Source organism: Amycolatopsis sp. NPDC006131 (assembly GCF_040614175.1).
In the GTDB taxonomy this organism is placed as follows: Bacteria; Actinomycetota; Actinomycetes; order Mycobacteriales; family Pseudonocardiaceae; genus Amycolatopsis_E; species Amycolatopsis_E tucumanensis.
Genome location: NZ_JBEXTX010000131.1, coordinates 1 through 20,169 on the forward strand (window position 1 = coordinate 1; position 20,169 = coordinate 20,169).

Sequence of the window (20,169 nt, forward strand, 5' to 3'; positions counted from 1 at the left end):
TCATCTGGGCACTGCTGCGCGACGGCCGCGAATTCCACCACTCACCGCCGCCCATCAGCCCTACAGCTGCTTGACACGATCATTGAGACTCCCCGAGGAAGAACCTGCGGTAGCGCTCGCCGATCTCGTCGACCGCCAGCACGGTGAAGAAGTCGGCGACCGCGAAGTCCGGGTCGTGCGCGGGCGGCCCGCCGACCCACGCGCCCAGGCGCAGGTAACCGCGCAGCAGCGGCGGGACCTGGGCGTAGCTGGGCGGGCGTTCGGTGCGCGGCAGCGGGATCCACGGCCGGTGCGGCTCGACCCGCAGCTCGCCCGGCGGGCGGTGCTTGGCCTGCGCGAGCGCCCACGTGGCGGCCGCCGCGGCCCCGCCGTCGGCCAGCGACACCGACGCGCAGCCGGCGAGGTAGCGGTAGCCGTGGCCGACGACGTACCGCGCCATCGCCGACCACATCAGGTTGATCACCCCGCCGGAGCGGTGGTCCGGGTGCACGCACGACCGGCCGGTCTCGACCAGGTGCGGCCGCAGCGGGGCCAGACCGTCCAGGTCGAACTCCGACTGCGAGTACAGCCGCGCCGACCGGCCGGGCGGCAGCAGCCGGTAGGTGCCGACGACCTCGCCCCCGTGCATCACGGCGAGGTGCTCGCACACGTCGTCGAACTCGTCGGCGTCCAGCCCGCTGGGGTGCGGCGCCGCGCCGAACTCGGTGGTGAACACGCGGTGCCGCAGTCGCTGGCACGCCTGGACGATGTCGGAGTCCGCCGTGATGACGGCCTCGTACTGCCTGCTGAGGGTTGCGGTCATGGGGCGATCGTGTCGCCGCGCACACCGCCTGAGCCAGGGACTTACGGCAAGATCAGGGACAACCCGGGGAACGCCCGTACGTGCCGCCCCCGCTACTTTGGTGGGGTTGTCCCTACCTGCTTCCGGGTGCCACGGTCGCCCACGGCACGGTCAGCTCGCCGAGCCGGATCCGCCGCGGCCGGGTCAGCACCGGCCAGCCACGCGCGGCGAGCAGCCGCACGGTCTCCAGCCAGCGGGCGCGGGCGCCGAAGGCCTGGTGCGGTGCGGCGGTCGCCCAGCAGATGTCCAGTGTGGACAACAGGTCGTGGATCCGCTCGCCCGGCACGTTGCGGTGGATCAGCGCCTTCGGCAGTCGTTCGGCCAAAGTGGACGGCTGGTCGAGCGAATCCAGGTGGCAGGACAAGGAGAGCGTGCGTGGGCCGTCCGCGTCCAGGGTGACCCAGGTGGACAGTCGCCCGATCTCGTCGCAGGTGCCCTCGACGAGCAGCCCGCCAGGGGCGAGCCGGTCGAGTACCAGCTTCCAGGCACCCTCGACCTCGTCCTCCGGGTACTGCCGCAGCACGTTGAACGCGCGCACCAGGTTCGGCCGGGTCCCGGCGAGCTCGAAACCGCCCTGGCGGAAGTCCAGCGACGGGGGCCGCGCGGCGGGTTTCGCGACCGCGACGCGCTCGGGGTCGATCTCCAGCCCGAGCACCCGGACCCGCGGGTGGACCCGCCGCAGCCGCGCGGCCAGCTCGACCGTGGTCACCGGGGACGCGCCATACCCGAGGTCCACGACGAGCGGGTCCGGCACGCGGCGCAGCGCGGCCGACACCTCGGGGGCGCCGGCCAGCCAGCGGTCGACGCGGCGCAGGCGGTTGGGGTTCGTGGTTCCTCGGGTCGGCGCGCCTACCGGGCCGCGAGCCATTCGCGGCTGAACTGGGCCTCGCGGGCCAGCAGCTTGGTCAGCTCGCCCGCGACGAAGCTCTCCAGCTTGCCGCCGACCAGCGGGATCTTGACCTTGACCTCGCCGCGGGTCTCGACGACCGAGCCGTCGCCACGGGGACGCAGCTCGGTGCGGGCGGTGATCTCGCCGGGCATCCCGCTCACCGTGGCCCGCGCCGTGCCCGTGTAGCCGTCCCCGTCGCGGGTGAAGGTGTGCTCGCGGTCGACGTAGAGGTCGCCTGGCTGCAGCTTGCGGACGATCTGCGGGAGCTTGTCCGCCTCGATGCCCTGTCGCAGCGTGTACCTGGCGCCGTTGTCGTCCGCGGAATGGCTGAGCAGGGCGCTGTTCTTGCCGCCGATCTCGGCGAGGCGGGCGGTCAGCGCCTCCTCGCTCGTCTCGGCCCGGAACACCTCGGAGACGCCGTTGGGGTACTCCGCGCGGTGCTCGATACGGGATGCCATGAGGCCAGACAGTACCGTTTGTGCTCGTGAGCCGTCTCGAAACACCGACCCAGACGACCCTGGCCGAGCACACCACCCTGCGCCTCGGCGGCCCAGCCCGCGCGTTCGTGGTGGCCGGGACCACCGACGAGCTGCTGGCCGCGGTGTGCTCGGTCGAGGGACCGGTGCTGCTGCTCGGCGGCGGGTCGAACCTCGTCGTCGGCGACGACGGCTTCCCCGGCACCGTGGTCAAGATCGCGACGAGCGGCTGGCGCATCGACGGGGACGAGGTCGAGGTCGCGGCCGGGCAGAACTGGGACGAGTTCGTCGCGGCGACCGTCGAGGCCGGGTTCGGCGGGCTGGAGTGCCTGTCCGGCATCCCCGGCTCGGTGGGCGCCACGCCGATCCAGAACGTCGGCGCCTACGGCTGCGAGGTGGCCGACCTGCTCACCTCGATCGAGTGCTACGACCGGCGCACCGGCGAGGTGCGCACGATGACCGCGGACGAGCTCGGCTTCGGCTACCGCACCAGTGTGCTCAAGGGGGAGAGCTGGGGGATCGTCCTCAGTGTCCGGTTCGCCCTGCGCGCCGACGGGCTGTCCGCGCCGATCCGCTACGCCGAACTGGCCCGCACACTGGGCGTCGAGCAGGGCGCGCGGGTCCCGGCGGCGCAGGCGCGCGAGGCCGTGCTGAAGCTGCGGCAGGGCAAGGGCATGGTGCTCGACGCGTCCGACCACGACACGTGGAGCGCGGGCTCGTTCTTCACCAACCCGATCGTCGCGGAGATCCCGCCGGCGCTGGAGGGCGTGGAGATGCCGCGCTACCCGGCCGACGGCGGCGTGAAGCTGTCCGCGGCCTGGCTGATCGAGCGGGCCGGGTTCGGCAAGGGCCACCCGGGGCCGGGCGGGCGGGTGTCCCTGTCCACCAAGCACACCCTGGCCCTCACCAACCGCGGTTCGGCCAGCACCGCGGACCTGCTGGCGCTGGCCCGCGAGGTCCGGGACGGCGTGCACGCCCGCTTCGGCGTCACGCTGCGTCCCGAACCACTGCTGATCAACTGCTCGCTGTAGTCACTCGCGGTGGGCGCGGCTGCCGTTTAGCTGCGCGCGCGGCTTCATGACGATGGTGTCGAGGTTCACGTGCGAGGGCCGCGTGACGGCGAAGGCGATCACGTCGGCCACGTCCTCCGCGGTCAGCGGCGTGAGGCCCTGGTAGACCTTCGCGGCGCGCTCGGTGTCGCCGTCGAACCGGTTGGCGGAGAAGTCGGTCTCGACCATGCCGGGCACGATCTCGGTGATCCGCACCGGGTCGCCGAGGTGCTCCGACCGCAGCGTGCGGTGCAGGGCCGACTGCGCGTGCTTGGCTGACGTGTAGCCGGAACCGCCGTCGTAGACCTCGTGGCCGGCGATCGACGTGACGGTCACCACGTGGCCGTCACCGGAGGCGATCAGCTTCGGCAGCAACGCCTTCGTCATGCGCAGCGTGCCGAGGACGTTGACCTCCCACATCCAGCGCCAGTGGTCCTCGTCGGCCTCCTCGACGCGCTCCAGGCCGCGTGCGCCGCCCGCGTTGTTGACGAGAACGTGGCAATCTGGAACCCGCTGGACGAATGCGGCAACCGAACCGGGGTCGGTGACGTCCAGTACGTGTGCGGTTCCGGACAACTCGGCGGCCAGCTTCTCCAGGCGGTCGAGGCGGCGAGCCCCGAGCACGACGTGGAATCCGGCCTCGGCGAGGGCGCGGGCGGTCGCCTCGCCGATGCCCGCGCTGGCGCCGGTGATCACTGCGGTTCGCTTGGTCGTCATACCGCACATACTCCCAGCGGGGGACACGCCGGTAACGCGGCAGGGCCGGGCGTCGCTTTGACGTCCGGGAGAAGTACGGAGTGCGGAGGTAACAGGTGATCGAGAGGCGCACGGTGTTCAAGGCCGCGCTCGCCGCGGGCGCGGCGACCATGGCCGCGGCGTGCACCAGCGGCGGGGACGACGGCGGCGCGCAGACCGGGGGCGGGGCGACGAGCGAGGCGCCTCCTGCCGCGGTCATCACCGCCGAACCCGCCGCGGACGCGAAGAACGTGCCCGTGCTGCAGCCCGTCACCGTCAAGGTCGCCAAGGGCACGCTCACCGAGGTCAAGCTGACCAACCCCGACGGGAAGGCCGTCGAGGGCAAGCTCAGCGACGACAAGACCACCTGGACGAGCAGCGAGACCCTCGGCTACGACAAGACCTACACCTACAACGCGACGGCCACCGGCACCGACGGCAAGCCGGTGACGCTGACCGGCAGCTTCTCGACGCTCAAGCCGGCCTCCACCGTGCGCGTCACGCTGAACCCGACCGACGACGCGACCGTCGGGGTCGCGATGCCGGTGAGCGTGAAGTTCACCAGCGCGGTGAAGAACAAGGCCGCCGTGGAGCGGGCGCTGAAGATCGAGACGTCCACCGACGTGGAAGGCTCCTGGGGCTGGCTGTCCGACCAGCAGGTGGACTGGCGGCCGAAGGAGTACTGGCCCGCCAACACCACGGTCAAGGTCGAGGCGAAGCTGTACGGCATCGACCTCGGCGGCGGGGCCTACCCGCGCGCCGACGTCACCACCGAGTTCAAGATCGGCCGCAACCAGGTCGTGAAGATCCACACCCCGGACCACAAGATGAACGTGTACCGGGGCGGGTCCTTGTACAAGAGCTACCCGTGCAGCAACGGCAAGGACTCGGACGTGAACCTGAACACACCGAACGGCACCTACATCATCATGACGAAGGAGCCGAGCGCGATCTTCGACAACGCGCGTTACGGCTACACCAACGTCAACAAGAAGTGGGCCTGCCGGTTCTCCAACCACGGTGAGTTCATCCACGAAAACCAGGACAACGCGGCCAACATCGGGCGGGCCAACACCTCGCACGGCTGCGTCAACCTGCTGGAAGCCGACGCGAAGAACTACTTCGACTCGGCCCTGATCGGCGACCCCGTGGAGATCACCGGGTCGCGGCTCGGACCGGTCGTCACCTCGGACGTGATGGACTGGCTCGTCAGCTGGAGCGCTTGGCAGGCCAAGTCCGCGCTGTGACGGTTTCGCACCGCTGGGAAGATGTCGGGGGCCCGTGGGCGTTGTCGTTCACGGGCTCCGCCCTGATGCGGAAAGAGACTGACACGGGAGTTGAACCAGGTGACGATCTCGCTGCGCGGATCACGACGGACGCAGACGATTTGGCCGCGCAGGGTCGCGGTGCTGTCGGTGCACACGTCACCCCTGGAGCAGCCCGGCACCGGTGACGCCGGTGGCATGAACGTCTACATCACGCACACCGCGGTCGAGATGGCGCGGCGCGGGATCGCCGTCGAGGTGTTCACGCGCGCGACCTCGTCCGAGCAGCCCCCGGTCGCCGAGCTGGCGCCGGGCGTGCTGGTGCGGCACATCCCGGCGGGCCCGTTCGAACCGCTCGGCCGCGACGAGCTGCCCGCGCAGCTGTGCGCGTTCACCTCGGGCGTGCTGCGCGCGGAGGCCTTCCACGAGCCCGGCTACTACGACCTGATCCACTCGCACTACTGGCTGTCCGGCCAGGTCGGGTGGCTCGCGCGGGACCGGTGGGGCGTGCCGCTGGTGCACACCGCGCACACGCTGGCGAAGGTCAAGAACGCCGCGCTCGCCGAGGGCGACAAGCCCGAGCCGCGCACCCGTGTCATCGGGGAGGAGCAGGTGGTCGCCGAGTCCGACCGGCTGGTGGCGAACACGCCGGTCGAGGCGCGGCAGCTGGTGGACCTCTACGGCGCGGCCCCGGAGCGGGTGCACACGGTCGCGCCCGGGGTGGACCTGAACCGGTTCGTGCCCGGCTCGCAGGCCGGGGCCCGGCGGCGGCTGGGGTTGCCGCGCGATGCCGTGGTGCTGGCGTTCGCCGGCCGGATCCAGCCGTTGAAGGCGCCGGACGTGCTGCTGCACGCGGCCGCGCACCTGCTCCAGCGGCAGCCGGAGCTGCGGGAGCGGCTGGTCGTCCTGGTCGTGGGTGGTCCGTCGGGCACCGGGCTGGAACAGCCGCAGGCCCTGCGTGAGCTCGCCGTGTCGCTGGGTATCCAGGACGTGGTGCGGTTCCTGCCGCCGCAGCCGGGTGAACGGCTGGCGGAGGTGTACCGCGCCGCGGACGTGGTGGCGGTGCCGAGCTACAACGAGTCGTTCGGCCTGGTCGCGCTGGAGGCGCAGGCCTGCGGGACGCCCGTGGTGGCGGCCGAGGTCGGCGGGCTGCCGGTGGCGGTCGCGCACGGCGTGTCCGGGTTGCTGGTGCCCTCGCACGCGGCGCGGGACTGGGCCGGGGCGCTGGCCAGTGTGGCGTTGCGGCCGGAGCGGCGGGCGGAGCTGGCGGAGAACGCGCTGGTGCACGCGCGGCGGTTCTCGTGGGCGCGCACCACGGACGCCCTGTTGGAGAGCTATGTGGCGGCTTCGCGGACGCTGGCCGCGCTGCACGAGGAGGTCGCCGTATGACGCTGGACAAGGTCGTCCGGGCAACACTGGACCAAGCCGGCCTGAAGTACGACCGCAAGGCCGAGGGCAAGTACTTCGTCACCCTTCCCGGCACGAAGAAGCTGCAGACCAACGCCTGGCTCATCGAACGCGACCACGCCTTCGCCGTGGAGGCGTTCGTCTGCCGCCGTCCCGACGAAAACCACGAGCAGGTCTACCGCTTCCTGCTGCGCCGCAACGCGAAGCTCTACGGCGTCCACTACACCGTGGACGCACTGGGCGACATCTACCTGGTGGGCCGTTTCGGCAAGGACGCGGTGACCGAGCCGGAACTGGACAAGATCCTCGGCCAGGTGCTGGAAGCCGCGGACGGCGACTTCAACACGATCCTGGAGTTGGGCTTCGCCACGAGCATCAAGCGCGAGTGGGACTGGCGCGTCAGCCGCGGCGAAAGCCTGGCAAACCTACAAGCCTTCAAACACCTGATAGAGCCCGACAACCCCCACGACCCCGGCACCCTCACCGACGACTGACGCTGGTCCAAGCCCATCGCGCCCAGCGCCCGCCAACGCAAGAAGCTCGCACCGTGGGGGTTTGGGGGGTCGCCCCCCAAATGCAATGTGCGAACGCCCGCCCGCGGCGAGCGCAGCGAGCACGCGGAAGAGCGGGCGGAGCGGCTTGAGGGAGGGGGAGTCGCGAACTCAAGCCGCCCCGCGAACGCTCCCGCCGCTTCTGGACCCGGTGGCGAGGGGGAGTGCCAACGGGGCCGGCGGGGCCGCAGCCCGGCAGGGGGGAGACAGGCTGCGGTCGTACCCCGCGTCCGGCTGGGGAGTGCGTGGATTCCAGCCGAGCGGGACGTAAGCCAACTTGTCAGATGTCCACCAGTAATCACAAGACTACTGGTTACTCCGTTCGAGTGATTCTCACTGTCTGTGTTAACGGTATGCAGCAAGTGTCACTTTCATGACCGGTGTTCAACGGGTCAAGGAGTGGTCGGGCGAACCTCTACCGAGTGGTAACACACTGTGTGTAGAAAGCGCCGGGCGTCATCCGGTCGCTCGCCGTGTTCTGGCAGGCTAGCGGGTATGGCCGAACTTGGGACGCTGGTGCTGCTCCGCCACGGGCAGAGCACCTGGAACGCCGAGAACCTGTTCACCGGCTGGGTCGACGTGCCCCTGTCCGAGCTCGGGCAGCAGGAGGCCCGCAAGGGCGGCGAGCTGCTCGCGGAGAGCGGGCTGCTGCCCGACGTCGTCCACACGTCGCTGCTGCGCCGCGCGATCTCGACCGCCAACATCGCGCTCGACGTCGCCGACCGGCACTGGATCCCCGTGCGCCGCGACTGGCGCCTCAACGAGCGGCACTACGGCGCGCTCCAGGGCAAGAACAAGAAGCAGGTCCGGGACGAGTTCGGCGAGGAGCAGTTCATGCTCTGGCGCCGCTCCTACGACGTGCCGCCGCCGCCGATCGAGCGCGGCAGCGAGTTCAGCCAGGACACCGACGTCCGCTACGGCCCGGACGCGCCGCTGACGGAGTGCCTGAAGGACGTCGTCGCGCGGCTGCTGCCGTACTGGGACTCGGCGATCGTGCCGGACCTGCGTGCGGGCAAGACGGTGCTGGTCGCCGCGCACGGCAACTCGCTGCGCGCCCTGGTCAAGCACCTGGACGGCATTTCCGACGACGCCATCGCGGGCCTGAACATCCCGACCGGGATTCCGCTGCGCTACGACCTGGACGAGAACCTGAAGCCGGTCAACCCGGGCGGCACCTACCTCGACCCGGAGGCCGCGGCCGAGGCCGCCGCCGCGGTCGCCAACCAGGGCCGCTGACGCCAGTCCGCCGAAACGCCGGCTCCCCTGGAGGAGCCGGCGTTTTCGCGTTCAGCGCCCGATCCGGCGCTGGGCGAACTCGGCCGCCGTTCGCGCCACCCGGCGTGCCTGATCGCCCTTGCCGCGCCGGTGCAGCACGAGCACGACCGCGAGGACGACGAGCGCGAGCGCCATGGCCACGGCCGCGATCAACGCGAACCGGACCAGCAGCACGGTGAGCACGGTTTCCACAGCCACCCTCCTTTATATCCCAACTGTGATAAATAGAAGTTAGCACACCTGTGATACAAAGGCCAGGTGCCGAAGATCGTGGACCCGGAGAGCAGGCGGGCGGAAGTTGCCGACGCGCTGTTCCGGCTGGCCGTGCGCGAGGGGCTGCACCGGGTGTCGCTGCGGACGGTGGCGGCCGAAGCGGGCCTGAACGTCGGCTCCGTCCGGCACTACTTCGACGGCCAGGCCGAGCTGATGCGCTTCGCGATGCGGACCGTCATCGACCGGGTGTCCGCCCGGCTGACCGAGAAGGTCGAGGCTCTCGGCGACGTCGGCGGGCTGTCCCCGGCCGAGCGCCGCGCGGCGCGCACCGAACTGCTGGCCGAACTGCTGCCGCTCGACGACGTCCGGCGGGCCGAGGTGACCGTGTTCCTCGAGTTCGCGGTCGCCTCACGCACCGACGAGCGGCTGGCGGACCTGGCACGCGAGGCGGCGTCCGGGACGCGGGCGCTGGTCGGGCGCGTCCTCGCCGCGCTGGACCTCGACGATCCGGACACCGAGGTGCGGCGGCTCACGGCGCTGATCGACGGCCTGAGCCTGAACGGGGTCCTGCACCCGGACCTGTGGTCGCCGGCCGAGGCGCTGTCGGCGCTGCGGGCCCACCTCGAAGCGCTAGACCAGTCCTAGCTGCCGGGCCCGCACCCCGGCCTGGAAACGGGACGTCGCGCCCAGCGCGTCCATCAGCTCGGCCACCCGCCGCCGGTAGGTGCGCACGCTCAGGCCCAGCGCCCGCGCGGCCGTCTCGTCCTTGCTGCCCGCGGCCAGCTCGTCGAGTATCCGCGGCGCCAGCGCCCTGACCTCGGCGAACTCCGTCTCGTAGATCGCCAGCTCAGTGCCCGCCCGCCAGGCCGCGTTGAACAGGCTCGTCACGCTGCCGATCACCTCGGGGCTGGTGACGACCGTGTAGCCGCGCTCGCCGCTCGCCGCGTCGCCCGCCAGGATCGCCACCTTCCGGTCCAGCACGATCGTCTCGTTGATCTCGTCCAGCGTGATCCGGATCTTCGCGCCCAGCCGCTCCCGCTCGCGCAGGTGCGCCACCCCGCCCGGCTGCAGCAGCGACGCGGGGCGGTACAGCTTCCGCACGGTCCGGCCGGTCATGTCCTGCTGCCTGCTGTGCGGCACCTGGTGCGCCGCCGCCCACGTGTGCAGGTCGTTCGCGGCGCAGAAGATCTCCTGGGCCGACGCGAACAGGTGGGCCGTCCACGCGAACAACTCGGCCTCACCCCGCACCAGCACGTCCATGACAACCAGTGTGGCAGCAAGTTGCCAAGCGGCGGCGCGTCCGCGAGCGCCGGACCAACCTGGAGCCATGACCGAAACGATCAACGCCGGCGCGGCAGGCACCTGGCAGCTCGGCGACCTCACCGTGAACCGCATGGGCTACGGCGCCATGCGGCTGGCCATCTCCGGCGGCGGGAAGCTCGACCGCGACCAGGCCATCGCCGTCCTGCGCCGGGCCGTCGAACTGGGCGTCAACCACATCGACACGGCCGCCTTCTACTTCTCCCCGCTGCGCTCGGCCAACGAGCTGATCAGCACCGCGCTCAACCCCTACCCGGACGACCTGGTGATCACCACCAAGGTCGGCCCCGGCCGCGGGCCCGACGGCTCGTTCCTGCCGGAGGCGACCCCGGAGCAGCTGCGGCTGCAGGTGGAGGAGAACATCCGGCAGCTCGGCCGGGACCACCTCGACGTCGTCAACCTGCGCATCGGCAGCACCCTGGACCGCGGCGCCGGCTCGCTCGCCGACCGGTTCGGCGCGCTCGCCGAACTCCGGCAGGAGGGCCTGATCCGGCACCTGGGCATCTCCAACGTCGGCCCGGAGCACCTCGCCGAGGCCCAGGCCATCGCGCCGGTGGTGTGCGTGCAGAACCAGTACGGCCTCACCGCCCGGCGCGAGGACGACGACTTCGTCCGCCTGTGCGCCGACCAGAAGGTCGCGTTCGTCCCGTTCTTCGCCATCGCCAGCGGCGCGGAGGACGAGACCGTCACCGCGATCGCGCGGGACCACGGCGTCAGCCCGGCGCAGGTCCGCCTCGCCTGGACCCTCCACCAGGGACCCAACGTGCTCGCCATCCCGGGCACCGGCAGCGTCGGGCACCTGGAGGAGAACATCGCGGCGGCGTCGCTGCGGCTGTCCGAAGAGGAACTCGCGCGGCTCGACGGGGTGAATGGTCACGAGCCGGGTCGAGGTGAGTAAACGCAGGTTGAACCGGTTGCGAACACGCGTTGTGAAGGTGTCACAGCCATCACGAGAAGGCAGCCAGTACTAGGCCAAACGGCCACCTCCATGCTTACGATTCACCCGTGAGTGCGCCCGGTGCGGTCCTGCTGGCCGTCGGCTGTCTGCTGGTCGGCCTGATCGCCGGTCTCCTCGTTCCGCGGCTCAAGCGCAGGCGGGCCCAGCGGCGGCCGTCCGGCCCCACCGTCGCCGAACTGCTGCTCAGGCTGGTGCGCTCGTCCAACAACGGGATCCTGGTGCTGAACCGCTTCGGCGACCTGGTGCTGTTCAACCGCCGCGCCGAGGCGCTCGGACTGGTCCAGGCCAATCGTGCCGACCCGCGCGCGCGGGTCGCGGCCGAGCAGGTCGAGGAGACCGGCGACCCGATGGAGATCGACCTGTCGCCGCTGGAGGCCCGCGGCCGCCAGCCGGAGGCCGTGGTCGCCGAGATCCGCCCGCTCGGCGAGGGGTTCACCGTCGTCGAGGCGGTCGACCACTCCGAGGCCGCCCGGCTGGAGGCCGTCCGGCGGGACTTCGTCGCGAACGTCAGCCACGAGCTGAAGACCCCGGTCGGCGCGATCGCGCTGCTCGCGGAGGCGGTGCTGGACGCGGCGGACGACGTGGAGGAGGTGCGCCGCTTCGGCGGCAAGATCCTGCACGAGTCGACCCGGTTGGGCACGCTCGTGAGCGAGCTCATCGCGCTGTCCCGGCTGCAGGGCGCCGAGCGGCTGCCCGACCTGAACGTGGTCGAGGTGGACGCCGTCGTGCGGGAGGCGCTGGGCCGCACCCGCCTGTCCGCGGAGTCCCGCGAAATCGAGATCACCACCGACGAGCCGAGCGGCCTGCTCGTCGAGGGCGACCGGACGCTGCTGGTCACGGCGTTGTCGAACCTGCTCGACAACGCCGTGAACTACTCGCCGCAGGGCAGCCCGGTGTCGATCAGCAGGCGCCTGTCCGGCGGCATGGTCGAGATCGCGGTCACCGACCGCGGCATCGGCATCGCCGAGGAGGACCAGCAGCGCGTCTTCGAACGCTTCTACCGCGCGGACAAGGCGCGCTCGCGCGCCACCGGTGGCACCGGCCTCGGGCTGGCCATCGTCAAGCACGTCGCCGCCAACCACGGCGGCGAGGTCAAGCTGTGGAGCATGCCGGGCACGGGATCGACGTTCACGCTGCGGATCCCGATGCACCAGTCCGGGCGCAACGGGGACGGAACCCCCGCGGCCCCGGACGACCAGACCCCCGCGCAGCTGTCGCGGCTCGTCGTGACCGCCGCCAAGGACGGCCGGAACCAGGGAGGAAAGTAGTGACGAGAGTGCTCATCGTCGAGGACGAGGAGTCCTTCGCCGACCCGTTGGCCTTCCTGTTGCGCAAGGAGGGGTTCACGGCCGCGGTCGCCACCAACGGCCAGCAGGCCCTGGACGAGTTCGACCGCAACGGCGCCGACATCGTCCTGCTCGACCTGATGCTGCCCGGCATGAGCGGCACCGACGTGTGCAAGCAGCTGCGGCAGCGCTCGGCGGTGCCGGTGATCATGGTGACCGCGCGGGACAGCGAGATCGACAAGGTCGTGGGCCTGGAGCTGGGCGCGGACGACTACGTGACCAAGCCGTACTCGGCGCGCGAGCTGATCGCCCGCATCCGCGCGGTGCTCCGCCGCGGCGGCGAGACCGGCGGGGACGGGGAGCTGGCGCCGCTGGTGCTCGCGGCCGGCCCGGTGCGGATGGACGTGGAACGGCACGTGGTCACCGTCGACGGCGGCGAGGTGTCGCTGCCGCTCAAGGAGTTCGACCTCCTCGAGTACCTGCTGCGCAACGTCGGCCGGGTGCTCACCCGCGGTCAGCTGATCGACCGGGTGTGGGGCGCGGACTACGTCGGCGACACCAAGACGCTGGACGTCCACGTCAAGCGCCTGCGGTCGAAGATCGAGCCGGACCCGGGCTCGCCGCGGCACCTGGTCACCGTCCGCGGGCTGGGGTACAAGTTCGAGTCCTGACAAGCAGAGGTGGCCTATCCGGCACTTTGCGGCCGCACACGGTGCGGACCGGTACCGTAGGGCTTTGTGCGCCTAGGGGTCCTCGACGTCGGTTCCAACACCGTCCACCTGCTCGTGGTGGACGCGCACCGTGGCGCCCACCCGACGCCGATGCACTCCGAGAAGACCGTGCTGCGGCTGGCCGAGCAGATCACCAAGAACAACCACCTCTCCAAGCAGGGCGCGCAGGCGCTGGTCGAGGCCATCGAGAACGCGAAGGTTTCCGCGGCCAAGCTCGGGTGCGAGGAGCTGATGGCGTTCGCCACCTCGGCGGTGCGCGAGGCCGACAACAGCTCCGACGTGCTGCGGAAGGTCGCGGACGAGACCGGTGTCGAGCTGAACGTGCTGTCCGGTGTTGACGAAGCGCGGTTGACTTTCCTCGCGGTGCGCCGGTGGTTCGGCTGGTCGGCCGGTCAGTTGCTGGTGCTCGACATCGGGGGCGGTTCGCTGGAAGTCGCGATGGGGATCGACGAGGAGCCGGCGCTCGCGGAGTCGCTGCCGCTCGGCGCGGGCCGCATCACCCGCACCCGGTTCGCCCACGACCCGCCGACCCGGTCCGAGCTGGTCTCGACGTCGGCGTGGCTGGAGGACCAGCTGGCGCCGCTGGCGAAGCGGGTCGCCAAGCTCGGTGTGCCGGACCGCGTGGTGGCCACCTCGAAGACCTTCCGGTCCCTGGCCAGGCTGACCGGGGCGGCTCCCTCCGCAGCCGGTCCGCGGGTACGCCGTACCCTGTCCCAGACCGCACTGCGGCAGCTCATCGCGTTCATCTCCCGGATGGAGGCGGCCGACCTCGCCGAGCTGGAAGGGGTCAGCGCGAGCCGCGCGCACCAGCTGGCCGGTGGGGCGCTGGTGGCGCAGGCCGCGATGCGGGCGCTGTCGCTGGAAGAACTGGAGATCTGTCCCTGGGCGCTGCGAGAGGGCGTCATCCTGCGGCGACTTGATCACTCCAACGGTGACGAGGCGACTGTTCGCCGCGGCAGAACCACCGGTGACAGCAACCGGCTGGACCTCGGTGAGCTCGATCAGGCACGGTGAAAGGCGGAAGGATGCGTAAGGCGGTGGTGGGCGTGTGCGGTACACGAGCCCGCGTCTTGTGGCCCTACGCGCTGTTTGGGATGACACGATGAGCCGAGAGAGCCGAGAAGACCGCTCGCAGAAGACCGTCGCCGAGTTGCTCGCCCTGCACGGCGGCAACATCGAGGGCAGGCGGCGCCGCCGGCGTGCGGCCGACGACGACGCGCCGGAGGAGAACGAGGGCCCCCGCCGCGCCCAGGACCCGACGGAGACCGGCCCGCAGGCGATCATCGACCGGGTCCGCGCCAACGGCGCGGGACCCAACGGTGCTCAGCCCGGGCGCAACGGCGGCCGTCGTGCCATGCCCGACTCGCCCGGCCGCCAGGACTCGGGCGGGTTCCGCCGTCCCGAACCGGGCCCGGCTGCGCCGCCCGGTCAGCAGGTTCCGCCTGGTCACGCCGGCCCGCCCGCGCCGCCCGGCCAGCCCGTCCCGCCCGGTCAGCAGAGTTCCGCGGCGAAGCCGCGACCGGTCCTGTCGGACAACCCCGGGCAGCCCGTGCCGCCCGGACAACAGAGCTCCGCGGCCCTGCCGCGGCCGGTGACGCCCGAGCCGCCCGCCCCCGGCCAGCCCGTTCCGCCTGGTCAGCAGAGCTCGGCCGCCCTGCCGCGGCCGGTCACCCCGGAGCCTCCCGGCGCCCCGCCGCGCCGCGGTCAGCAGGACTCGGGCGGGTTCGCGCGCCCGAACACCGGCGCGCTGCCGCCCCCGCCGCAGGACTCGATGCCGCTGCGGCGACCGCACCCACAGGACTCCGGTTTCGTGCGCCGCCCGCCCCAGGAGTCCGGGGCGTTGCCGCTGCCCCCACAGGAGTCCGGCGCGCTGCCCGTGCCGCCTGCGGAGGCCGTGCCGCCGCCGCTGCGCCGCCGTCCGCCGGGCGAGGAGACCAGCACCGGGCTGGCCGCCCGCCTGGACGGTCTCGACTCTCCGGTCGACCCGGACGCGCCGCCTGCCGGGGGCCGCGCCACCGGCACGTTCCCGCCGCCGCGCCGTCCACGCCGCGCCCCGGCGCGGGTCACCCCGCCGCCGGATCCGAGCACGGAGCAGTTCGAGCCGGTCGGCGAGGTCAAGCCGGCCGAGGAGCCCGCCCCGGACGCGCCGCCTGCCGGGCTGTCCGCGCCGCCCGCGGGGCTGCAGCGCTGGCGCCGCGGCCGGGACGAGACCCCGGCGGAGGAGGAGACCGAGGTCGGCCTGATGCCGCCGGTGCGGGACGCGCCGGACGCCGACGAGCCCACCGGGTTCCACGCGCCGTTCGCGCCCGGCCGTCCGCCGCAGGACGACCCCGGCGAGGCGCTCGAGGCCACCGGGTTCCACGACCCGTTCGCCGACGATGACGACGACGTCGACGAGTTCGGCGACTTCGGCCCCGCCGAGGAGGCCGCCGAGCAGCCCTACGACTACGACGACGAGCCCGCGGCGGACGCCGACGAGCCCGCCCGAGCGAAGAAGCGGGAGCCGGAGCCGTCGCCGGCCAAGCAGTGGCTGTCGATGGCCGGTCAGCTGGCCGGTGGCGTGGTCGGCGGCGCGGCCGTGTGGCTGGGCTTCAACTGGCTGTGGGGCCAGATCCCGGCCGCCGCGCTGATCGCCGCGCTGGTCGTGATCGTCGGGCTGGTGTGGATCGTGCGGCGCATTCGCCGCGCGGACGACATCCAGACCACGGTGCTCGCCGTGCTGGTCGGTCTCGTCGTGACCGTCTCGCCCGCGGCGTTGTTGCTCTTGTCGAGGTAGCGCGAGCGTGCCGGTACCGATCGGGATGTCCACCGCGTCGGTCTGGCCGTTGCGGGCCGGCGCCGGTTTCGAGCTGGCCCAGCGGCTGGGTTACGACGGGGTCGAGGTGATGGTCTGGGTCGACCCGCTCAGCCAGGACGTCGGGGCGTTGCGGCGGCTGTCGCGGCAGACCGGGGTGCCGGTGCTGTCCGTGCACTCGCCGTCGCTGCTGATCACGCAGCGGGTCTGGTCGCCGGACCCGGCGGTGCGGCTGCGGCGCAGCGTCGAGGCGGCTATCGAGCTGGACGCGCGCACCGTTGTCGTGCACCCGCCGTTCCGGTGGCAGCGCCGCTACGGCGACATGTTCGCCGACCTGGTGGCCGAGCTGGAGGACGAGACCGGGGTCGAGATCGCGGTCGAGAACATGTTCAAGGTCCGGCCGCCGGGTGGCCGCAAGGATGCCCGGGTGTCCGCGTTCCGGCCGTCGATCGACCCTACGGAAGTCGGGTATCGCCACTACACGCTCGACCTGTCGCACAGCGCCGCGGCGGGGATGGACGCGATGGAGCTGGCCGAGCGGATGGGCCGCGGCCTGACGCACGTGCACCTCGCGGACGGGACGGGTGTCCCGAAGGACGAGCACCTCGTCCCGGGCCGTGGGAACCAGCCGTGCGCGGAGCTGCTGGAGAAGCTGGTCGCGGCGTCGTTCACCGGTCAGGTGGTTCTCGAGGTCAACACGCGGCGCGCGGTGAGCGCCGCGGACCGCGCCCGCGATCTTGCCGAAGCGCTGCTGTTCGCGCGGTTCCACCTGGGCCAGTGAGGCTCGTTACAAGATCAACTTCTCCCGTTCGGGGGCGGCGCGGATCATGGGCTTCCGATAGATGAACACGTAAAGTTTCCGCTGTGAACCCGCTGCGCTCGCTGATCCTCGCCGCCGCCGGAAGCGAGGTGGTCCGCCACCTCGTGGCGACAACCCCGGGAACGTCGGGAGTGGTGGAGCGGTTCGTCGCAGGGAACACGATCGCGGACGCGGTGACGCACGTCGCCCGGCTCGTGGACGACGGCCTGTGGGTGACGCTCGACTACCTCGGCGAGGACGTCACCGAGACCGGGCAGGCGGAGCGGACGGTCCAGACCTACCTGGCGCTGCTGGACCGGCTCTACGCCGAGGGCCTGGCCGCGCGGGTCGAGGTGAGCGTCAAGCTGTCCGCGCTGGGCCTGCGGCTGGACGAGCGGCTCGCGCTGGACAACGCGTACCGGGTGTGCGCGGCGGCCGAGCAGTGCGGCACCACCGTGACGCTCGACATGGAGGACCACACCACGACCGACGCGACGCTGCGGGTGCTGGCCGAGCTGCGCCGCACCTGGCCGTGGGTGGGCGGCGTGCTGCAGGCCTACCTGCGCCGCACCGAGGACGACGTGCGTGCGCTGGCGGTGGCGGACTCGCGGATCCGGTTGTGCAAGGGGGCCTACGCCGAGCCGGAGGAGGTGGCGTTCACGCGGGCGCACGAGGTCGACCTCGGTTATGTCCGTTGTGCGAACTCGCTGCTGGCCGGTGACGGTTACCCCATGTTCGCCACGCACGACCCACGGTTGATCGCCATCCTGGCCGAGCGCGCCCGCTGGTACGGCCGCAAGCAGGGCAGCTACGAGTACCAGATGCTCTACGGGGTCCGCCCCGACGAGCAGCGGCGCCTTGCCGGTGAGGGGGAGACGGTGCGCGTCTACGTGCCGTTCGGGGAGCACTGGTACCCCTACCTGATGCGGCGGCTAGCCGAGCGCCCCGCGAACCTGTCGTTCTTCCTCCGCGCGCTGGTAAGCCGTTCGTGAGCGCGGCAGAGGTTCCGGAGCCCGCGTCCTTCGAGGCCGCGTGCGCGGTCCGGTCGCTGGGCGACGGCACGTTGACGGCCGACCTGCGGCACGAGTGGTCGATCGGCACCCACCCGCACGGGGGATTCCTGATCGCGCTGATGGCCCGCGCGGCGCTGGCGGTGCTGTCCGAACGCGGCGAGCCCTCGACCGATCCGCTGGCCGTGAGCGCCGAGTTCCTCCGGCCGCCCGCGATCGGCCCGGCGCTGCTGCGGACCGACATCCGGAAGGTCGGCCGCCGGGCGACGGTCGTCGCGGTGCGGCTGGAGCAGCGGGGACGCAGCTGCGTCGAAGCGACGGTCACCACCGGGCGGTTGCCGGTGCGCCGGGCGGACTGGGCGGACCTGCCGCAGATGCCGGTCGAGCCGCCGCCGCGGGCGATCCACCTGGCCGGGGAGACGTCGGAGGGCGTGTTCAACCTGGCGAAGGGCTGCGACGTGCGGATCGACCCGGCGACCGCCGGGTACCTGGCAGGCCGCAACGGCGACCCGCGGCTGCGGCTGTGGGTGAAGCCGCGCTACTCGGTGCCGGACACGTACTTCGCGCTGCTCGCGGGCGACATCAACCCGCCGGTGGTGTTCAACCTCGGGCGGATGGGCTGGGCGCCGACGGCCCAGCTGACGGCGCTCGTGCGCGCCCGGCCCGCGCCCGGGTGGCTCCGCGTGCAGGTCGACTGCCGCACGGTGCAGGAGGCGTGGTTCGACTCGGACGCGACGGTCATCGACTCGGCCGGACGGCTGGTCTGCCAGGCGCGGCAGCTGGCCCTGGCACCGGCCCCCTGAGCGGGCTCGCCCGGGAGTCGGCGTCGTGCGCGCTGGGCGGCGCCGTTGCCGTTGCGATGCCTCACCTGAGGGCGAGGGCTGTTCCTCGATGCTGGGCCGGCCTTGCCCTGGGGCCCGCCGCTGCGCCACCCCAGCACGGTTGCCCGGGTGGTCGCGCCGCTCGTGGAGGCGGTCGCGCTCATCCTGGAGCCGGCCCCTGAGCGGGCTCGCCGGTGGGCCGGCGTTGTCCGCCCCGGACGGCGGCGGGGTGGTCGCGCCGGCCGGGCCAGGCGTCGTGCTCACCCTGGCACCGGTGGGCCGAGCACGATTTGGCACGCTGGTGCCATGACGGTTATCGCGGTTCTCGGGGCGGGGAAGATCGGTGAGGCGCTGCTGGCCGGCCTGCTGCAGGGCGGTCGCAGTGCCGAGGAGCTGCTGTTCACCGAACGCCACCCGGAACGCGCCGCCGAGCTGACCGAGCGCTACGGCATCGCCGGGGTGGAGGTCGCCGAGGCGGCCAAGCGCGCCGACGTGCTCGTCGTCGCCGTCAAGCCGCAGGACATCGAGCCCGTGCTGGCCGAGCTGGCGCCGCTAGTCGGGCCGGGCTCGCTGGTCGTGTCGCTCTGCGCGGGCCTGCCCACCAGCCTCTACGAGCGCCGGCTGCCGGACGGCGTCCCGGTCGTGCGGGTCATGCCTAACACGCCGATGGTCGTAGGCGAGGCGATGAGCGCCGTGTCGCCCGGCAAGCACGCCACGCCCGAGCACGTCGCGCTGGTCAAGGAGATGCTCGGCACCGTCGGTCAGGTCGTCGAGGTGCCCGAGGCGCAGCAGGACGCGGTCACCGCGCTGTCCGGGTCCGGGCCCGCGTACTTCTTCTTCCTGGTCGAGGCCATGATCGACGCCGGCATCCTGCTCGGCCTGCCCCGCGCGGTGGCGGAGAAGCTGATCATCCAGTCGGCCGTGGGCGCCGCGAAGATGCTCGCCGAGACCGACGAGCACCCGGTGATCCTGCGGGAGGCCGTCACGTCCCCCGCGGGCACCACGATCAACGCGATCCGCGAACTGGAGAAGCACGGCGTGCGGGCCGCGCTGCTGGCGGCCATCGAGGCCGCCCGGGACCGGTCCGTCGAACTCGGCAAAGCCCACGAATAAACCCGCGCGCACCGCGTCTGACTAGGCCGAACGGGCTCCGCCGAGTGGGCTCTTTCGCGGGAAAGTACCGGCCGGGCGTCGCATTGGCCCCAGGTGTCCCGCTACCCTCAAGGGTGAAGCACGTGCGTGTCGGTACCGCCCGGTGGGGAAGCCGAGCGGCACGGCACGTGTCGAAGGGCACGGTGACGTATGCCGTCGAACAACAAGGACGTGCCCGCCGTCGGGCAGGTCCAGTTCCTGACGGTCGCCGAGGTGGCCTCGCTGATGCGGGTCTCCAAGATGACCGTCTACCGGCTCGTGCACTCGGGCGAGCTACCGGCCGTTCGCGTCGGCAAGTCGTTCCGGGTGCCCGAGAAGGCAGTCCACGAATACCTGGAGAGCGCCTACTTCGATGTGGGCTGAACAGTGGTGTGGAAGCAGCTTGCGTGGCGCTGCGGGTAGAGCAACCCGCTGCGATGCAAGTTGCGAGCGTGGTGCGAGCGGCTCCGCCGCTTCGAACACGCACTAGGCCGGGGGCCCGCGCTGGTGCGCGGGGCCGCCCCGGGACCATAAAGGCCGCTCGTGGCGGTAGCGTGATCGGGAGATCACACGTCTTAAAACCATTCACTAAGATCTGAATCTCGTTTTGTTTGATGT

22 protein-coding genes are annotated in these 20,169 nt (G+C 71.8%); 16 read left to right on the plus strand and 6 right to left on the minus strand.

What is annotated here, in order from left to right; all coding sequences use genetic code 11:
- Nucleotides 1-79: 79 nt before the first annotated feature.
- The 3 genes from ABZ215_RS38170 to ABZ215_RS38180 all read right to left on the minus strand — a co-directional run bounded on the left by ABZ215_RS38170 (nucleotide 80) and on the right by ABZ215_RS38180 (nucleotide 2,188).
- The gene (locus ABZ215_RS38170; protein WP_354955429.1) at nucleotides 80-802 is read right to left on the minus strand and encodes a GNAT family N-acyltransferase; all 723 of its coding nucleotides are present in this window, start codon (nucleotides 800-802) and stop codon (nucleotides 80-82) included.
- Between the two features lie 112 nt (nucleotides 803-914).
- Nucleotides 915-1,709 carry a class I SAM-dependent methyltransferase gene (locus tag ABZ215_RS38175; RefSeq protein ID WP_354955431.1) on the minus strand — a complete coding sequence of 265 codons (795 nt, stop codon included), beginning with the start codon at nucleotides 1,707-1,709 and terminating at the stop codon, nucleotides 915-917.
- Complete coding sequence (locus ABZ215_RS38180) at nucleotides 1,691-2,188, minus strand: DUF2505 domain-containing protein (RefSeq protein ID WP_237336251.1); 498 nt, start codon at nucleotides 2,186-2,188, stop codon at nucleotides 1,691-1,693. The genes ABZ215_RS38175 and ABZ215_RS38180 overlap by 19 nt, the downstream gene beginning before the upstream one ends.
- Before the next feature lie 26 nt (nucleotides 2,189-2,214).
- On the opposite strand from ABZ215_RS38180, the gene ABZ215_RS38185 reads away from it, so the two are divergent.
- The gene (locus tag ABZ215_RS38185; RefSeq protein ID WP_354955433.1) at nucleotides 2,215-3,237 is read left to right on the plus strand and encodes a UDP-N-acetylmuramate dehydrogenase; all 1,023 of its coding nucleotides are present in this window, start codon (nucleotides 2,215-2,217) and stop codon (nucleotides 3,235-3,237) included.
- Here the strand turns inward: ABZ215_RS38185 and ABZ215_RS38190 are convergent, their stop codons facing one another.
- Nucleotides 3,238-3,972 (minus strand): SDR family oxidoreductase, encoded by a 735-nt coding sequence (locus tag ABZ215_RS38190; protein ID WP_027936102.1) that lies wholly within the window; start codon nucleotides 3,970-3,972, stop codon nucleotides 3,238-3,240.
- Nucleotides 3,973-4,067: 95 nt separating this feature from the next.
- Between ABZ215_RS38190 and ABZ215_RS38195 the strand changes: the two genes are divergently transcribed.
- From ABZ215_RS38195 to ABZ215_RS38210, 4 genes are all read left to right on the plus strand, one after another.
- Nucleotides 4,068-5,237: an Ig-like domain-containing protein gene (locus ABZ215_RS38195; protein ID WP_237336249.1), complete on the plus strand. Its 1,170-nt coding sequence runs from the start codon at nucleotides 4,068-4,070 to the stop codon at nucleotides 5,235-5,237.
- A gap of 111 nt (nucleotides 5,238-5,348) precedes the next feature.
- Complete coding sequence (gene mshA, locus ABZ215_RS38200) at nucleotides 5,349-6,644, plus strand: D-inositol-3-phosphate glycosyltransferase (protein WP_237336281.1); 1,296 nt, start codon at nucleotides 5,349-5,351, stop codon at nucleotides 6,642-6,644.
- Nucleotides 6,641-7,156 carry a YbjN domain-containing protein gene (locus ABZ215_RS38205; protein WP_354955435.1) on the plus strand — a complete coding sequence of 172 codons (516 nt, stop codon included), beginning with the start codon at nucleotides 6,641-6,643 and terminating at the stop codon, nucleotides 7,154-7,156. The genes mshA and ABZ215_RS38205 overlap by 4 nt, the downstream gene beginning before the upstream one ends.
- Before the next feature lie 552 nt (nucleotides 7,157-7,708).
- On the plus strand, nucleotides 7,709-8,449 hold the full coding sequence (locus tag ABZ215_RS38210; protein ID WP_027936103.1) for a phosphoglyceromutase: 741 nt from the start codon (nucleotides 7,709-7,711) through the stop codon (nucleotides 8,447-8,449).
- A gap of 51 nt (nucleotides 8,450-8,500) precedes the next feature.
- On the opposite strand, the gene ABZ215_RS38215 is transcribed toward ABZ215_RS38210, so the two are convergent.
- Nucleotides 8,501-8,680: a hypothetical protein gene (locus tag ABZ215_RS38215; RefSeq protein WP_354955437.1), complete on the minus strand. Its 180-nt coding sequence runs from the start codon at nucleotides 8,678-8,680 to the stop codon at nucleotides 8,501-8,503.
- A 66-nt stretch (nucleotides 8,681-8,746) separates the two neighbouring features.
- On the opposite strand from ABZ215_RS38215, the gene ABZ215_RS38220 reads away from it, so the two are divergent.
- Complete coding sequence (locus ABZ215_RS38220; protein ID WP_354955439.1) at nucleotides 8,747-9,346, plus strand: TetR family transcriptional regulator C-terminal domain-containing protein; 600 nt, start codon at nucleotides 8,747-8,749, stop codon at nucleotides 9,344-9,346.
- Here ABZ215_RS38220 and ABZ215_RS38225 read toward each other — a convergent pair.
- Nucleotides 9,332-9,961, minus strand: a complete 630-nt coding sequence (locus ABZ215_RS38225; RefSeq protein ID WP_354955440.1) for a DNA-binding response regulator — start codon at nucleotides 9,959-9,961, stop codon at nucleotides 9,332-9,334. The genes ABZ215_RS38220 and ABZ215_RS38225 overlap by 15 nt on opposite strands.
- Nucleotides 9,962-10,028: 67 nt before the next feature.
- Here ABZ215_RS38225 and ABZ215_RS38230 point away from each other — a divergent pair, with 67 nt between their 5' ends.
- The 10 genes from ABZ215_RS38230 (at nucleotide 10,029) to ABZ215_RS38275 (ending at nucleotide 19,935) form a co-directional block, all read left to right on the plus strand.
- Complete coding sequence (locus ABZ215_RS38230; protein WP_354955442.1) at nucleotides 10,029-10,919, plus strand: oxidoreductase; 891 nt, start codon at nucleotides 10,029-10,031, stop codon at nucleotides 10,917-10,919.
- A 107-nt stretch (nucleotides 10,920-11,026) separates the two neighbouring features.
- Nucleotides 11,027-12,247 carry an ATP-binding protein gene (locus ABZ215_RS38235; RefSeq protein ID WP_020419581.1) on the plus strand — a complete coding sequence of 407 codons (1,221 nt, stop codon included), beginning with the start codon at nucleotides 11,027-11,029 and terminating at the stop codon, nucleotides 12,245-12,247.
- Complete coding sequence (locus ABZ215_RS38240; RefSeq protein ID WP_026153724.1) at nucleotides 12,247-12,936, plus strand: response regulator transcription factor; 690 nt, start codon at nucleotides 12,247-12,249, stop codon at nucleotides 12,934-12,936. Before ABZ215_RS38235 ends, ABZ215_RS38240 begins: the two co-directional genes overlap by 1 nt.
- A 66-nt stretch (nucleotides 12,937-13,002) precedes the next feature.
- A complete protein-coding gene (locus ABZ215_RS38245; protein ID WP_020419583.1) occupies nucleotides 13,003-14,010 on the plus strand; it encodes a Ppx/GppA phosphatase family protein in 1,008 nt (335 codons plus the stop codon).
- Between the two features lie 88 nt (nucleotides 14,011-14,098).
- Complete coding sequence (locus tag ABZ215_RS38250) at nucleotides 14,099-15,772, plus strand: hypothetical protein (RefSeq protein WP_354955444.1); 1,674 nt, start codon at nucleotides 14,099-14,101, stop codon at nucleotides 15,770-15,772.
- Between the two features lie 25 nt (nucleotides 15,773-15,797).
- Nucleotides 15,798-16,571, plus strand: coding sequence for a sugar phosphate isomerase/epimerase (locus ABZ215_RS38255; RefSeq protein ID WP_020417368.1), 774 nt, complete (start codon nucleotides 15,798-15,800; stop codon nucleotides 16,569-16,571).
- 83 nt (nucleotides 16,572-16,654) lie between these two features.
- Nucleotides 16,655-17,581 carry a proline dehydrogenase family protein gene (locus tag ABZ215_RS38260; protein ID WP_020417369.1) on the plus strand — a complete coding sequence of 309 codons (927 nt, stop codon included), beginning with the start codon at nucleotides 16,655-16,657 and terminating at the stop codon, nucleotides 17,579-17,581.
- Complete coding sequence (locus tag ABZ215_RS38265) at nucleotides 17,578-18,402, plus strand: thioesterase family protein (RefSeq protein WP_020417370.1); 825 nt, start codon at nucleotides 17,578-17,580, stop codon at nucleotides 18,400-18,402. Before ABZ215_RS38260 ends, ABZ215_RS38265 begins: the two co-directional genes overlap by 4 nt.
- A 324-nt stretch (nucleotides 18,403-18,726) precedes the next feature.
- Complete coding sequence (gene proC, locus ABZ215_RS38270) at nucleotides 18,727-19,533, plus strand: pyrroline-5-carboxylate reductase (RefSeq protein WP_354955446.1); 807 nt, start codon at nucleotides 18,727-18,729, stop codon at nucleotides 19,531-19,533.
- A gap of 189 nt (nucleotides 19,534-19,722) precedes the next feature.
- Nucleotides 19,723-19,935 carry a helix-turn-helix domain-containing protein gene (locus ABZ215_RS38275; RefSeq protein ID WP_017986393.1) on the plus strand — a complete coding sequence of 71 codons (213 nt, stop codon included), beginning with the start codon at nucleotides 19,723-19,725 and terminating at the stop codon, nucleotides 19,933-19,935.
- Nucleotides 19,936-20,169 lie beyond the last annotated feature (234 nt).